15 protein-coding genes and 1 pseudogene are annotated in these 13,484 nt (G+C 59.9%); 6 read left to right on the forward strand and 10 right to left on the reverse strand.

Annotation, left to right across the window (positions count from 1 at the left end; all coding sequences use genetic code 11):
• Positions 1-124: 124 nt before the first annotated feature.
• Entirely contained in the window at positions 125-700 is a 576-nt protein-coding gene (locus tag HMPREF3142_RS18670) for a hypothetical protein (RefSeq protein WP_012541129.1), read from the reverse strand.
• Between the two features lie 131 nt (positions 701-831).
• Here HMPREF3142_RS18670 and HMPREF3142_RS18675 point away from each other — a divergent pair, with 131 nt between their 5' ends.
• Entirely contained in the window at positions 832-1,746 is a 915-nt protein-coding gene (locus HMPREF3142_RS18675; RefSeq protein ID WP_008804154.1) for a LysR substrate-binding domain-containing protein, read from the forward strand.
• A 5-nt stretch (positions 1,747-1,751) separates the two neighbouring features.
• Here the strand turns inward: HMPREF3142_RS18675 and HMPREF3142_RS18680 are convergent, their stop codons facing one another.
• Together HMPREF3142_RS18680 and HMPREF3142_RS18685 are read right to left on the reverse strand one after the other, a co-directional pair.
• Entirely contained in the window at positions 1,752-2,087 is a 336-nt protein-coding gene (locus HMPREF3142_RS18680; RefSeq protein ID WP_016161436.1) for a DUF1869 domain-containing protein, read from the reverse strand.
• Positions 2,088-2,093: 6 nt separating this feature from the next.
• A complete protein-coding gene (locus tag HMPREF3142_RS18685) occupies positions 2,094-2,426 on the reverse strand; it encodes a TehB family protein (RefSeq protein WP_002911866.1) in 333 nt (110 codons plus the stop codon).
• A gap of 97 nt (positions 2,427-2,523) precedes the next feature.
• On the opposite strand from HMPREF3142_RS18685, the pseudogene HMPREF3142_RS29645 reads away from it, so the two are divergent.
• Positions 2,524-2,651 (forward strand): annotated as a pseudogene (locus tag HMPREF3142_RS29645) (hypothetical protein).
• Here the strand turns inward: HMPREF3142_RS29645 and HMPREF3142_RS18690 are convergent.
• Both HMPREF3142_RS18690 and HMPREF3142_RS18695 read right to left on the reverse strand, forming a co-directional pair.
• A complete protein-coding gene (locus tag HMPREF3142_RS18690; protein WP_012541126.1) occupies positions 2,648-4,558 on the reverse strand; it encodes a putative bifunctional diguanylate cyclase/phosphodiesterase in 1,911 nt (636 codons plus the stop codon). The pseudogene HMPREF3142_RS29645 and the gene HMPREF3142_RS18690 sit on opposite strands and share 4 nt — an antisense overlap.
• A 10-nt stretch (positions 4,559-4,568) precedes the next feature.
• Positions 4,569-5,066 (reverse strand): putative pterin-binding protein, encoded by a 498-nt coding sequence (locus tag HMPREF3142_RS18695; RefSeq protein ID WP_012541125.1) that lies wholly within the window; start codon positions 5,064-5,066, stop codon positions 4,569-4,571.
• 306 nt (positions 5,067-5,372) lie between these two features.
• On the opposite strand from HMPREF3142_RS18695, the gene shiA reads away from it, so the two are divergent.
• Together shiA and HMPREF3142_RS18705 are read left to right on the forward strand one after the other, a co-directional pair.
• Positions 5,373-6,692 (forward strand): shikimate transporter, encoded by a 1,320-nt coding sequence (gene shiA, locus HMPREF3142_RS18700; RefSeq protein WP_070612303.1) that lies wholly within the window; start codon positions 5,373-5,375, stop codon positions 6,690-6,692.
• A 46-nt stretch (positions 6,693-6,738) separates the two neighbouring features.
• Positions 6,739-7,479: a lipoyl protein ligase domain-containing protein gene (locus HMPREF3142_RS18705; protein WP_032733310.1), complete on the forward strand. Its 741-nt coding sequence runs from the start codon at positions 6,739-6,741 to the stop codon at positions 7,477-7,479.
• On the opposite strand, the gene HMPREF3142_RS18710 is transcribed toward HMPREF3142_RS18705, so the two are convergent.
• Positions 7,439-8,395: a LysR family transcriptional regulator gene (locus HMPREF3142_RS18710; protein ID WP_022065282.1), complete on the reverse strand. Its 957-nt coding sequence runs from the start codon at positions 8,393-8,395 to the stop codon at positions 7,439-7,441. The genes HMPREF3142_RS18705 and HMPREF3142_RS18710 overlap by 41 nt on opposite strands.
• A gap of 115 nt (positions 8,396-8,510) precedes the next feature.
• Here HMPREF3142_RS18710 and HMPREF3142_RS18715 point away from each other — a divergent pair, with 115 nt between their 5' ends.
• Positions 8,511-8,900, forward strand: a complete 390-nt coding sequence (locus HMPREF3142_RS18715; RefSeq protein ID WP_008804146.1) for a tautomerase family protein — start codon at positions 8,511-8,513, stop codon at positions 8,898-8,900.
• Between the two features lie 21 nt (positions 8,901-8,921).
• Here the strand turns inward: HMPREF3142_RS18715 and HMPREF3142_RS18720 are convergent, their stop codons facing one another.
• Positions 8,922-9,653, reverse strand: a complete 732-nt coding sequence (locus HMPREF3142_RS18720) for an HPP family protein (RefSeq protein ID WP_023297929.1) — start codon at positions 9,651-9,653, stop codon at positions 8,922-8,924.
• Positions 9,654-9,853: 200 nt separating this feature from the next.
• Here HMPREF3142_RS18720 and HMPREF3142_RS18725 point away from each other — a divergent pair, with 200 nt between their 5' ends.
• Positions 9,854-10,963 carry an adenosylhomocysteinase gene (locus HMPREF3142_RS18725; RefSeq protein ID WP_044649982.1) on the forward strand — a complete coding sequence of 370 codons (1,110 nt, stop codon included), beginning with the start codon at positions 9,854-9,856 and terminating at the stop codon, positions 10,961-10,963.
• A 45-nt stretch (positions 10,964-11,008) separates the two neighbouring features.
• Here the strand turns inward: HMPREF3142_RS18725 and cobT are convergent, their stop codons facing one another.
• The 3 genes from cobT to HMPREF3142_RS18740 form a co-directional block, all read right to left on the reverse strand.
• Positions 11,009-12,076 (reverse strand): nicotinate-nucleotide--dimethylbenzimidazole phosphoribosyltransferase, encoded by a 1,068-nt coding sequence (gene cobT, locus HMPREF3142_RS18730; protein WP_070612304.1) that lies wholly within the window; start codon positions 12,074-12,076, stop codon positions 11,009-11,011.
• 27 nt (positions 12,077-12,103) lie between these two features.
• Positions 12,104-12,844, reverse strand: coding sequence for an adenosylcobinamide-GDP ribazoletransferase (gene cobS / locus HMPREF3142_RS18735; protein ID WP_049010751.1), 741 nt, complete (start codon positions 12,842-12,844; stop codon positions 12,104-12,106).
• 312 nt (positions 12,845-13,156) lie between these two features.
• Positions 13,157-13,480 (reverse strand): DUF496 family protein, encoded by a 324-nt coding sequence (locus HMPREF3142_RS18740; RefSeq protein WP_002911883.1) that lies wholly within the window; start codon positions 13,478-13,480, stop codon positions 13,157-13,159.
• Positions 13,481-13,484: the final 4 nt, after the last annotated feature.

Consider the following 13,484-nt stretch of genomic DNA (forward strand, 5'->3'; position numbering starts at 1 on the left):
CGCCGACGGCGGCCGGCAGGAGTGCCGACCGCACAGGAATGTGATGCCTGTAACAGTGTAGAAGAAATTTGTCACCACGCCGGGTGACTTACCCCGTCTCGTTTCATTTGCCTCCCGGACTCACTTACGCCGCACTCTCCAGCTGCCTGATGCGCACGATCAGCGCGCCGAGCAGCGACAGGTCCAGCAGCACGGCGAAGGCGAAGCACACGCCGCTGCGCCCGGCCCCGGCAGTGTGTTGGGCCAATAGCGTCGCCGCGATGACAACGACCACGCTCAGCAGCGTTGCGCCACCGAGTCTGGGCCCACACTGCATCGACCGTCCCGCCGCAATCCGCCAGGCGACAGCCGCCCCCGCCCCGCCACACGCCACGCCCGGCAGCATGGCGGGCCAGTCCTGCCCGCCATACCAGGCCACCAGCGCCAGCAGCCAGCCGGCCGCCGACAGCAGAAAGGCCCAGCGCGTCGCCGCCAGGGGCGAGCGATAAAGCCAGGAATGCCCGCGTGTGGATCCCCACCCGGCGCCGCAGGCGGCGCTCAGTGCCGTCAGCAGACTCAGCGTGCCGGTCACGCCGATAACGGGAACCATGTTTAACAGCAAGGCTCCGGCGGCAAAAGCCACGCTCAGGGCGATGGCGCGGCCACGCGGCTCGATAATCCCCGCCGCGTCCGCGGCGGTGTAGCGGCTTACAACGTGCATAATTGACTCCTGACAGGCGAAGCAGCATGAATTTAATTCATGCCACTGTCTTTACATGCCCGTAGCCTAGCGCCACTATATTGCCTTACACAAACGCATAGTTTTCAGCCATAGATGAGAAAAACTCAGCCATGAGAACACCCCGTCTACCGCCGCTGGGGGCGCTGCGCGCCTTTCATGCCGTCGCCCGCCACCGCAGTTTTAAACAGGCCGCCGGGGCGCTCGGCGTCAGCGCGACGGCAGTCAGCCATCAGATTAAACTGCTGGAGTCGGTGCTGGAGTGCCGGGTTTGCGAACGCAGCGCACAGGGGGTCAGTCTGACTGCCGATGGCGAGATCCTCTACGCCGCCACGCAGCGCGCTTTTAGCGCCCTGGAACAGGCCGTCGTCCAGATCGCTCATGCTCGCCAGCCACCATCCTTAACCGTCACCACCACCTCCAATTTTCTCACCCACTGGCTGGTGCCACGGCTGGCGGACTTTACCGCTCGCTTTCCGGCTATCGACCTGCGTCTGCACACCAGCGTCGAACGGGTGGATCTGCAACTGGGTACCGTGGACGCCGCGATTCGCTATCGTGAAACGCCGGAACCAGACCTGTGCTGTACGCTGCTGTATGAGGATCGTTTTATCGTGGTCGCCAGCCCGTCCCTGGGCCTCGCCCGGCCTGAAGATCTGCAGCGGGTGACGCTGTTTCACGTCGCCAACCGCCGCGTGCCGGCCGACTCGCCAAACTGGGAGAACTGGCGCCGCCGCTATGGGCCGTCGACGCTGAATATTGATGCGGGGTTAACCTTTAGCGATGAGACCCATGCCCTGCAGGCGGCGGTGGCCGGCCAGGGGGTGGTGATCGCCAGCGAACTGCTGGCGCGGGATCTGCTGCAGCGCGGGGTGTTGTCCGCGCCGTTTAGCTGTGCATTACCGGGCGCCTGCTACTACCTGGTCACCACCGAGGCTGCGGCGCAGCGCGCGGATATTATCGCTCTGCGGGAGTGGCTGGTCGGCCAGATGGTATTAGGTGACGGTCGCCATCCGGCGGAAGAGTAGCGGGCTTACCAGCCGCAAACGTTGGTCTCTTCATCGGACTCGTAGCCGCGAACGATATTGATCAGATCCTTCACCGTATCAGCGGCGGTGAGCGGGTCGCGCAGCGCCGCCAGCGAGGAAAAGGTTTTATCAACCGAGACGCCGTTATTATTATTGGTGACGGTTAACACCCACTCCTCTTCTTCATTGCCAGCTGGCAGGTCATCCAGCAGACTATTTACCGCCTCCACCGCGTGCTGCGGAATATAAAGCGCCATCGGTTTGAGATATATTTTTTCGCGTTTTTCCTGACGCTGGCCATTCTCAACTGCCAAGGCATAGCCTTTATTTTCGCTGTTCATCTCTTGTTATCCCTCGATGAGAATTTTCGGATCGACGTAAAAGTCGACATTAAAAACCGTGTCCTCGCTGAGCGCCTCAATACAGTGCCATTTCTCCGGCGGAAAAACGCCAAACTGCCCGGCTTCAATGGTCAGCGTTTCAACAGGCTCGGGGCTGGTTTCATCAGCATAGCCGAGATAGCGGATCGCCCCCTGCATCACCGAGAGACGAGGATAGACGCCCTGCCGGGTGCCGGCATCCAGATGGCGACGCCAGATAGAGGCCGGGGCGGTCTCTTTGGTCCACAGCGGCGTGCTGCGGGTATGAACGTAATGGGTGGGAATAATGATTCGCTGCATGATGGTGCCTCACTTTACCGTCTCAAATGCGACGTTCAGAAATAGCCTATATGATGCATATCATATACCCCTTTTAAACGCTAAGGATATTATTTTGTTGCTGCTTTTACCGTCTACTCCTTTTTATACCTCTCAGGGATTAGCGACGCGGTAAAATAAAAAAGGCGATTTCAGGATCCTGAAATCGCCCGGAGAATAAAAGTAAACGCATTAAAAATTTGTTAGCGCAGCGGACTCGGCTTGCCGATTAAATACCCCTGGACCAGGTCGCACCCCAGCGCCTGCAGCGAGGTCAACTGCTCTTCGGTTTCCACGCCTTCCGCCACAATACGCATATGCAGACTCTTTCCCATACTGATAATCAGGCGAACGATATCCAAATCGTCTTTTTGCTCCGGAATATTGATAACAAACGAGCGGTCAATTTTGATTTTATCGAACGGGAAGTAGCTTAAACGCGACAGAGAAGAATAGCCGGTACCAAAGTCATCAATGGAAATCTGAATGCCCTGCTCGCGCAGCTGGCTGAGAATTTCCAGCGAACGGGTATTCTCATTGAACACATCCGACTCGGTGATCTCCAGATCCAGACGTCGCGGATCGAGGCCGGTCTGCTGCAGCACGCCGATAATGGTATCGGTCAACGACGTGTTCATCAGTTGAATCGGCGAAACGTTGACCGAGACTTTTAGCGGCGTCGCCCAACTGGCCGCTTCGGCGCAGGCGGTTTTCAGCACCCACTCGCCGAGGGTATTGATCAGGCCGATTTTCTCCGCGACGGGAATAAACACCGTCGGCGGCACAGCGCCGCGCACGGGATGGAACCAGCGAACCAGCGCTTCATAGCCGTAGATTTCACGCGTGACGGTATCGGCGATCGGCTGGTAGTAGACTTTAAATTCGTCATGGGCCAGCGCCTGCAGCAGGTCATCTTCGAACGATTTATTCTCCTGCAGGCGCTGCAGCATGCCCGGCCGGAAAATTTGCACATGACCGCTGCCCTCTTTTTTCGCCTCGTACAGCGCAAGGTCAGCACACTTGTACAGATAATCGGTCCGGCTTTCGCCGTCAGAGATAACGATCCCGATGCAGGCGTCGATATTAATCTGCGCATCGTAGATCTGATAGGGCTGGCTGATCTTCTCCCGGATAACATTGGCGCGCTCGAGGGCCATCTCTTCAGTCAGATCGTAAGAGAGCATCGCGAACTCATCGCCGCCGAGGCGATACAGCGTCTCGGAGGTTTTGCGGAAAAAAGAGAGACGACTGGCCAGATCCTGCAGCAGCTTATCGCCAGCATCATGGCCGAGGGTATCGTTCACATCCTTAAAGCTGTCGAGGTCGAACAGCATCACCACCGCGCACCCCTGATAGGGGCGCACCTGGTTGACAATCTCCTGCAACCGCTGCCAGAAAGAGAGACGATTCGGCATACCGGTCAGCGAATCATGGTAGGCATCGTACTGCAGTCGGCGGTTCTGTACCTGCAACTTCTCTTTCGAGGCCTGCAGATCGTTGGCCAGCGTCTTCATGCGCACATGGGCGCGACGCAGGTTATTATTCTGCCGGAGCATCAACAGGCCGAGGGTAATACACATGGCGATCAGCAGAATGGAGATCACCGAGTAGATATAATAAAGATGCTGGATTTTATCATGCGTGATATTAACGATATTAATATCTTGCGTCAGGGTGGCGGCGGCCATTGAGGTCAGGGGGCCATCCAGTTCACTCAACACCGGCAGGATCTGTTTGACCTGCTCCGGCGTCATGGTATCAACTTGTTTATCAAGCAGATGAAGATTACGAATCAGCGTCGCGACCACCGCCTTCCGCTGTTCGCTTTTATTAATAAATTTACCCAGATCGCCCTGCTGCAGGAGTTCGATCTGGCTCATCATGATCTCCAGGCGCAGGCGCACCTCATCGTGGTCCGCCCCTTCGGCCCCGATCGCCATTCCCGCCAGACGAGACTCCAGTCGCATATATTCCGACACCATCTGCGACATTGACCACGAGTCTGTATAGCGGGTAAATTTTTGCAACTCACTTTGTCGCTCATGCACCAGATAGGTAATATATCCGGTAACAATAAATAACGACAAAATAATAGCCGTGAGTATTCGATTCAAGATCCAACCCTTACTCTATAATAATCTTAGAAACTTGCCAGGCCGATCGGGAATAATAGATCTGGTTTTGTAATTCAGTGCTGCTGTCGTAAGGGTAGACGATAAATAATGGACCTTTATCACGAACGCGCATATATTCGCCGTTCATTTTTAAGGCCATAATGACCGGGAATTTATAAAAATCATCAATCGGGATAATGGTGGTGTAGTCGTTAAGCGCCAGCACGCGCGCGGATTTGCCCTTAGCGCCGACTAAATCCATGAGTTTATTAAGGGGAATGCCATCGAAACGAACCTTACCGGTGTACCAGGGGGTGGTGGTTTCCACCGTTTTCATCCCCAGTTTTTCCAGCGCCGCGAGGTCAAAAACGGCTTTGTCACCGACGTTCGTATTCCCGATTTTTCCGGAAATGGTCAGTACAGGTTTTCCTGTCGGCGCAGGCAGTTTTTCAGCGTAAGCGGAAGGCAACATGACAGAACAAAATAACACTGCAAGAAGTAGACGCATTTAACTCACCATTCCAGAGAAGGAGACATGTTAAGTGTAAACCATTTACGTCAATTCTTAAAAGGTGTCCCTCTTTGTTATCCGTTGATTTAATTAAAAGTATAAGCTGGCTGGCAAATTGCCAGATTGTTTAGTACAGGGTGTGATTTAGCCCGCCTTTCCCGTCGCTTCTTTTTTGCGCCATCTCCCCGCTTAGCAGGCAAACTACTTTCCTCCACGGCCGCTGCGCGGTAGTCTCAACGCTGACGCAACAGTAAAAGCGTCTCATTCCAATAACGACAAATTATGTGACAGACAGGACAGGGTATGGATTCAACAATAAGCGTGCAGCCCGCCGAGGCGCCAGATTCACTGCTTCGCGCCCGGCGGGCGGCATGGGGCAGTTTTGCCGGCGCGGTGGTCGACTGGTACGATTTTCTTCTCTATGGCATTACCGCCGCGCTGGTGTTTAACCGCGAGTTTTTCCCGCAGATCGGCCCGGCGATGGGGACGCTTGCCGCCTTTGCCACCTTCGGCGTCGGGTTTCTTTTTCGCCCGCTCGGCGGGATTATCTTTGGCCACTTCGGCGACCGCCTCGGGCGCAAACGGATGCTGATGATGACCGTCTGGATGATGGGTATCGCCACCGCCTGCATCGGCCTGCTCCCCTCGTTCAGCCAGATCGGCTGGTGGGCGCCGGCGCTGCTGGTGTTCCTGCGGGCCGTTCAGGGGTTTGCCGTCGGCGGGGAATGGGGCGGCGCGGCGCTGCTCTCGGTGGAGAACGCCCCGCAGGGGAAAAAAGCCTTTTACAGCAGCGGGGTGCAGGTAGGCTACGGCGTCGGCCTGCTGCTCTCCACCGGGCTGGTATCGCTGATCAGCAGCCTGACCACCGACGAGCAGTTCCTCAGCTGGGGCTGGCGCTTACCGTTCCTGTTCAGCGTGGTGCTGGTCCTTATTGCGCTGTGGATCCGTAATGGCATGGCGGAATCGCAGGAATTTGAAGCGCAGCAGAGCCTGGCCAACCTTCAGCCGGAGAAAAAGCGACTACCGGTGGTGGAAGCCCTGCTTCGCCATCCGGGAGCGTTTTTACTGATTATCGCCCTGCGGCTGTGCGAACTGCTGACGATGTATATCGTCACCGCCTTCGCCCTCAACTATTCCACGCAAAACCTCGGCCTGCCGCGCGAGCTGTTTCTCAACATCGGCCTGCTGGTGGGCGGACTCAGTTGCCTGACTATCCCCTGCTTCGCCTGGCTGGCAGACCGCTTTGGTCGCCGACGGATCTATATCACCGGCGCGCTGATCGGCACGCTGAGCGGTTTTCCGTTCTTTATGGCGCTGGAGAGTCAGTCTGTTTTCTGGATCCTGTTCTTCGCCCTGATGCTGGCCAATATCGCCCATGATATGGTGGTCTGCGTCCAGCAGCCGATGTTTACCGAGCTGTTCGGCGCCAGCTATCGCTATAGCGGCGCCGGCGTCGGCTACCAGGTGGCGAGCGTGGTCGGCGGCGGTTTTACGCCGTTTATCGCCGCGGCGCTGGTCACCTTCTCCGGCGGTTCATGGCACAGCGTGGCCCTCTATCTGACCGCGGGATGCCTGCTGTCGGCGCTCACCGCCCTGCTGATGAAAAAACAGACCGTCCACTGACCCACCTGCGGGGGGCGTGACCCGCGCCCTCCGGTAAGGAGAATGCATGTCTCTGTTATCGCTGGCCGACTGCTGGCCTCGCCGTTTTACCCCCTCCTCGCTGGCGCTGCAGTTTTGCGAGGACCCCACCCAGGCGGAACAGCCGCTGTTTGCCAAAGCCTGCGCCGGGGAAGCCGTCGCCCAGCTCTGGCAGGCGCCGCAGGGATTTGTGGTGCCGGGGAGCTATCGTCAGTTTGCGGATCTGCCGGCGGTCAGCGCGCATTTTGCCGCGCGCGGCTGGCCGGTATGGCTCCGCCGCTCCGGGGGCGGGCTGGTGCCTCAGGGGCCGGGAATTATCAACCTTAGCCTCGCCTGGCCGGTGCAACAGTCGCTCGGCGAGGCCGCCGAACCCATCTATCACTCGCTGTGCGCGGTGCTGCAGCGTACCCTCGCGCGCTTCGGCGTTGCCAGCCACGCCCGGGCGGTAAACGGTTCCTTTTGCGATGGCCGGTATAACCTCGCCTGCGGGGAGGGCGAGGCGGCGCGCAAGATTGTCGGTACCGCCCAGTACTGGCGGCCGCTGACGGCAGGCCGCGGCCACGTGGTGCTGGCTCATGCGGTGATCCTTATTGACGCCGATCTTACCGCGGCGCATCAGGCGGCGAACGCCTTTGAAGCGCAGCTCGGCAGCGAGCGGGTCTATTGCGCCGACAAAACCGTCACCCTCGCGCAGCGGCTTCCCGGCGAGCGCCATCTGCTTCCCCGCTTTAGCGAGGCGCTGGCGCGGGAGCTGGACGCGGCTCGCTGAAGGTCGCTTTCAGGTAGCGGCTGAAGGTTTCCACCGCGCGCGACACGCGCGGGGTATAGGGCCGGATGACGTACAGCTTATCGGCAAACACCTCCACCGGCTGCCACGCCGGGAGCAGCTCCTGCACCAGCCCGCGACCGATGGCCTCCTGGGCGCTGAAATCCGGCAGCAGCGCCACCCCAAGCCCCGCCAGCACGGCATCGCGTAGCGACTCGCTGTTATTCGTGGCGAAGGGCCCCTGCACATTGATGGTCACCCGTTCATCGGGCGTCTGGCGGGAGGCGAACGTCCACTGCGGGCGCTGTGGCCCACGGGGATAGGTCAGGCACTGGTGGTGGCGCAGATCGTCGGGGGTCTCCGGGCGGCCATGGCGGCGAATATAGTCGGCGGACGCGACGATCAGCGTCGCGGTGTGACACAGCGGCCAGGCGACGTGGGTGTCCGGGAGCGCCTCGCGCCGACAGTGGCGGATGGCAAGATCGAACCCTTCGCTGGCCAGAGAGACCAGCCGGTCGGTCACCTCCAGCTGCAAATGCAGCTGGGGATGCTGATGCAAAAACGGCGCGATCGCCGGGACCAGCTGCTGGCGGGAAAAGGCCACCGGCGCGGTCAGGCGCAGCGTTCCCCGCAGCGGCCCGCCCTCATCGCAGGCGCCGGTGAAAATATCCCGCAACTGACCAAACGGCTCGTTGAGTTCCGCCACCAGCCGCAGTCCGTCTTCGCTGAGGCTCACGCTGCGGGTAGTGCGATGGACCAGGGTTTTGCCAGTCACCCGCTCCAGCTCGCTGATTTTCTGGCTGATAGCCGACTTGCTGATCCCCAGCTTTTCCGCGGCCCGGGTATAGCTTTTTTGCTCTTCCAGCACCGTCAGCCAGTACAGATGGGCCCAGTAACTCTCCGGACGACTCTCGCTCATGTGATTGTTCACCAGTAAAAACAATGTATTCAACTATAGCGGTTTTTGCCCGCGACGGCATCGGCTAGCATCCTGTTCAGCCCGTCATTATTCCCTAACGATAAGGAACACCTGCATGCCATTACTGACATTTGACCTGATTGAAGGCCGTACGGAACAGGAGATCAGAACCCTGCTGGATGCCGCCCATCGCGCCGTGCTGCGTGCCTTCGAGGTACCGGAACGCGACCGCTACCAGATTGTTCACGAAAACAAAGCCCACCATATGGTGATTGACGATACCGGCCTCGGACTGACCCGCACGCGGGATCTGGTGGTGGTGCGGGTCTATACCAGCCCGCGCAGCGAGGCGCAGAAGCAACGCTTCTTCGCCCTGTTGCAGGAGGAGCTGGCGGAGCACTGCGGCCTGAGCGGCGATGATGTGATGGTGTCGATTATCAGTAATCAGAAAGGTGACTGGAGCTTTGGCCGCGGGGTCGCGCAGTATCTTACCGGCGATCTGTAACCCGCAGCCCGAAGCGCGCCCTTAGCGGCGGGCAGCCATCGCGATACGCTGGCGCGCCTGCTGCTCGATATTCTCCAGCAGTTCCTGGACATCGTCTTCATCAATGTCGAGGAACTGGCCTTCCAGCAGCGCGGCGTGAATATCCTCCCGGGTGACCGAGATGCCCAGTGGCACCGCCCGGGGCTTGACCTCCTCCGCCGCCAGCGAATGCGGATAGCGGCGGCCAACCAGGTTATTAAACACGATGGCCAGCAGCGCCAGCATCAGCGAGTTGAGCAGCACAGGCGTCAGCACAAAGTGATAGCCTTCGCTGTGCACCCCGGCGCCGCCGAGGATCGCCGTCAGGGCCACCGCACCGCCGGGGGGATGCAGACAGCGCAGAAAATACATCCCGGCGATCGCCAGCGCGGCCGCCAGCCCGCAGGCCAGCGCCGGGTCGGGAACCAGCATGCCCACCGTGACGCCGATCAGCGCCGACAGCACATTACCGCCGACAATCGACCACGGCTGCGCCAGCGGGCTGCTCGGCACGCCAAATAACAGCACCGCCGACGCGCCCATGGGGGCAATAAACCACAAATTGACTTCGCCGAGCAGCCAGTGGCTGAACATGCTGGTCACCGCCAGCCCGGTGCCGGCGCCAATGGATCCCAGCACGATATGCCGGCGGGCCACCGGTAGCGCGTGCGGCTTCAGGCGCCCAAGGAAAATCCGCAGCCGTGAAAACAGCCCCGCAGAAATGACACTCAACATCGCTTTATCGCTTAGGTCATAGGAATTACTTATATTTTATTTTCTTTTTTTAACCTTACATTAACAACCATGTATTTCACAGGGGGATAGCGTGGGCAATATCGTCCAGAGGGCACAGGGCTGTGAATTCTCGCGTGGGCTGATAGAATCCCTTTTCTGTCAGGGGGATACCCCTTTTGCGAACTGAAGGTCATAACCCAGTGAATAATAAAATCTCTTTAGTGAAAGAAGTGGCATGGGCCAGTCAGAATATGCCGCGTACCCTGCGTCAGGTCGCCGCCCTGCCCGACCTCAGCGGCGTGCGCCTGGCCTGCTGTATGCACCTCGACATGAAAATGATCCCGCTGGTGCAGGGGATCCTCGACAAGGGCGCTCAGGTCTTTTTAACCACCTGTAACCCCACCACCGTGCAGGACGACGTGGTGGCCTGGCTGGTGGAGCGCGGCGCCGATGCCTGCGCGTGGCGCAATATGAGCGACGCCGACTGGCAACAGTCATGGGAAAAAGCGATTGCCTGGCAGCCCACTCACCTGTGCGAGATGGGCGCCGATATCACCACCCTGCTCCACCAGCGCGGCGAGTTTGGTAACATCGTGGCGGGTCTGGAAGCCACTGGCTCGGGCGTCAATCGGCTGGGCGATATTCAGCCAGGCTATCCGATCTTTAACTGGGACGATCTGCCGGTCAAAGAGGGGCTGCACAACCGCCATATGGTCGGTCTCACCGCCTGGCACACCTTCTTCCAGACCACTCATCTCACCCTGCATGAGAAAAAAGTGCTGGTGATCGGCTACGGCCTGGTCGGCCAGGGCGTCGCGGCGGCGGCAAAAGCCTTTGGCGGTCAGGTGATGGTGGCGGAGATCGATCCTGCCCGTCGTCTGCAGGCGGCCTACGACGGCTGGCACGTGGTGGATCTGCAGGAGGCTATCGCCTCGGCGGACGTGGTGGCCACGGCGACAGGCGGGAAAAACGTGGTTAATCGCCAGGCGCTGGAGCGCGCGAAAGCGGGAGTCTTTATCCTTAACGTCGGCCACGTGGCGGAAGAGATCGACGGCGAGTACCTGCGCCAGTACCCTCAGGAAGAGGTGATGCCGTATATCAACGCCTACCGCATGGCCGACAAAACCATCTATCTGCTGGCCAATGGTTCGATGCTCAACCTGACCGCGGGCTTCGGCGATAGCCTGAACGCTTTTGACGTCACCCTGGCGGTGATGGCCAGCGGCATCCGCCATATTGTCACCGACGGCATGCGCGCCCCGGCGCAGGTTTACCTCCTGCCCCAGGCGGTCTGGCAGCAGGCGCTGTAAACGCAGCGCATCGTCCCCCCATCGTGGAGACGATGCGCTTTTTCATCAGGACGACGGCGCGGTATCGGGCAGCACAATGTTGCTCTGCGCCAGCGTTCCCATCTGGTTGTACATCACGCTGGCGGCATCCAGCAGGTGCATGGCCAGCGCGGCGCCGCTGCCCTCTCCCAGGCGCATGTCCATATCGAGATAGGGCCGCAGACCCAGCGCGTCCAGGGCGATCTGCGCCCCTTTCTCCGCCGACAAGTGCGAAGGGACAAGATAAGGATGCGCCGTCGGGGCCATGCGACACGCCGCCAGGGCAGAGGCATAGGAGAGGAAGCCATCCAGCACCACCGGCAGGCCACAGGAGGCCGCCCCGAGGATCACCCCGGTCATGCCCACCAGATCGTAACCGCCCACCTTCGCCAGGACATCCAGCCCCTCTTCCGGGTTCGGCTGGTTAAGGGCTATCGCCTGGCGCACCACCGCCACCTTATGGCCCCGCTGCGCCAGCGGCAGATTGGCCCCACAGCCCACCACGGCGTCAGGATCGCTGCCCGTCAGGACACTGATCACGGCTGCGGCCGGGGTGGTATTGGCCATTCCCAGTTCGCCGACGCCAAAAACTTTCACCCCGTCGGCGGCGAGCTGGCGGGTGAGATGCATGCTGGCCAGCAGCACCGTCTCCGCCTGCTGGCGACTCATCGCCGCCGTCCGGGCGATATTCCCGCTACCGCGGGCCACCTTGAGGTTAATCAGGCCCGGCAGCGGGTCGGCATCGATGCCGACATCCACCACCTGCACCCTGGCCCCGGCCTGCGCCGCCAGCACGCAGACGCCGGTGTTGCCCCGCACCATATTACCGGCATGAATGGCCGTCACCACCTGCGGCGAAGGCGTCACGCCTTCATGCCAGACGCCATGGTCGGCGCACATGACCACTATCGCTTTCTCCGCCAGCGCCAGCTGCCCCTGCAGCCCCGGCAAACCAGCCAGCTGCACGGCCAGCGTCTCCAGACGGCCAAGGCTACCGGGCGGCTTTAGCAGGCCATCAATATGCTGCTGAGCGCGCGCCATGCCCGCCACATCGGGCTGCGGAATGGCAGCCAGTAACGCAGAAAGTGTTTCCATTCTGTTCCTCACCGTTGGCGCCAGGCCTTACAGCAGCGCCAGTAAAAAGAGTAATTCACCCAGCTCAATCGCTGCCCCGAGAGTATCCCCGGTCTGCCCGCCGAGGGTTCGCTTCAGCGCCCATCCCAGACCCCAGATCAGCACCAGGGTGATCAGCGCGGCGCGCAGACCCTGCAGCCCCAGCAGGACGGTGGCCAGCGCTACCCCCATCGCCATCGTCACCAGCGTCTGCTGCAGGCTAACTTTGCCAATAAACAGATTGCCCAGCCCCTTTTCCCGCGCGTAGCGATGACGATACATCAGCAGCACCGCCATTCCGCGACCGACGGCGCAGGCCGCCGCCAGCGCGGCAATGGGGTGGATATCGCGCAGCAGCAGCTCGCCGACCACCAGCACTTTCGCCACCAGCACGAAGATCAGCGCCAGCCCGCCGTGGGTGCCCAGCCGGCTGTCGCGCATGATCTCCAGCATCCGATCGCGGGTGCGGGCGGAGAAGATGCCGTCGCAGGTATCAGCCAGCCCGTCAAGGTGAAATCCGCCGGTGAGCAGCGCCAGCGCCAGCACGCCGAACAGCGCCGCCAGCGGGACGCCGCACCACGGCTGCAGGAGGAGCGCCACCGCGCCGGCGATGGCGCCGAGCAGTAAACCGACCAGCGGAAAGGTGACGATACTGCGCTGGTACTGTTCGATCTCCAGGCCCTGAGATAACCGCGCCGGGACCGGCAGGCGGCTGATAAACGAGAGTGCAGCAAAGAATGACTTAATCACGTGAGGTTGACTCCTGTCGGCGAAAGCAGCGGAAGAGTTCGGTCGCGCCCGGTCAGCACCTGAGTTTGTCTTCTGGCGAATCGATCGTCGGAGAGGTGAGAGGTGTTGAGATATCGCTCTGACGCCGCTGCGTCAGATGCCCAGCCAGGATGAGAGAAACCTTTCCGATATCAATACGTTTTCGCGGGGCAGTATAGCAAAGAGTCGGTGAGGAGAGTCAGTTGCCGGGACAAAGTTTTGCAGAAAAAGAGACGAATGGGGAGGTAGAGCAGAACAGCCCGGCGACGTCGATCGCCGCCGGACCGGCAGGGATTAGCCTTCGACTTTGGCTTCGCCCATCACTTTCAGTTTTTTGGAGATGTCGCGGCGCTCTTTGGACAGCTCGGCATTTTTGATGATGTAATCATCAACGCGATCTTCGTAATCGCTCTTCATGCTGGCGATGATGCCCTGGATAGCTTCCACGCTCATGCCCGGTTTGATGTAGTCGCTGAGGTTGTCCAGCAGCAGAACACGCTTCTGGTTATCACGGATCTTTTTCTCAACGTCCTGAATTTCACGCTGCAGTTTGTTCTTACGACGGTACAGACGAACAAACTCCAGTACGTCCTGGAAAGAAGGCTTAGTTGTTTCCATTTTT

Source organism: Klebsiella sp. HMSC16C06, assembly GCF_001808325.1.
In the GTDB taxonomy this organism is placed as follows: Bacteria; Pseudomonadota; Gammaproteobacteria; order Enterobacterales; family Enterobacteriaceae; genus Klebsiella; species Klebsiella variicola.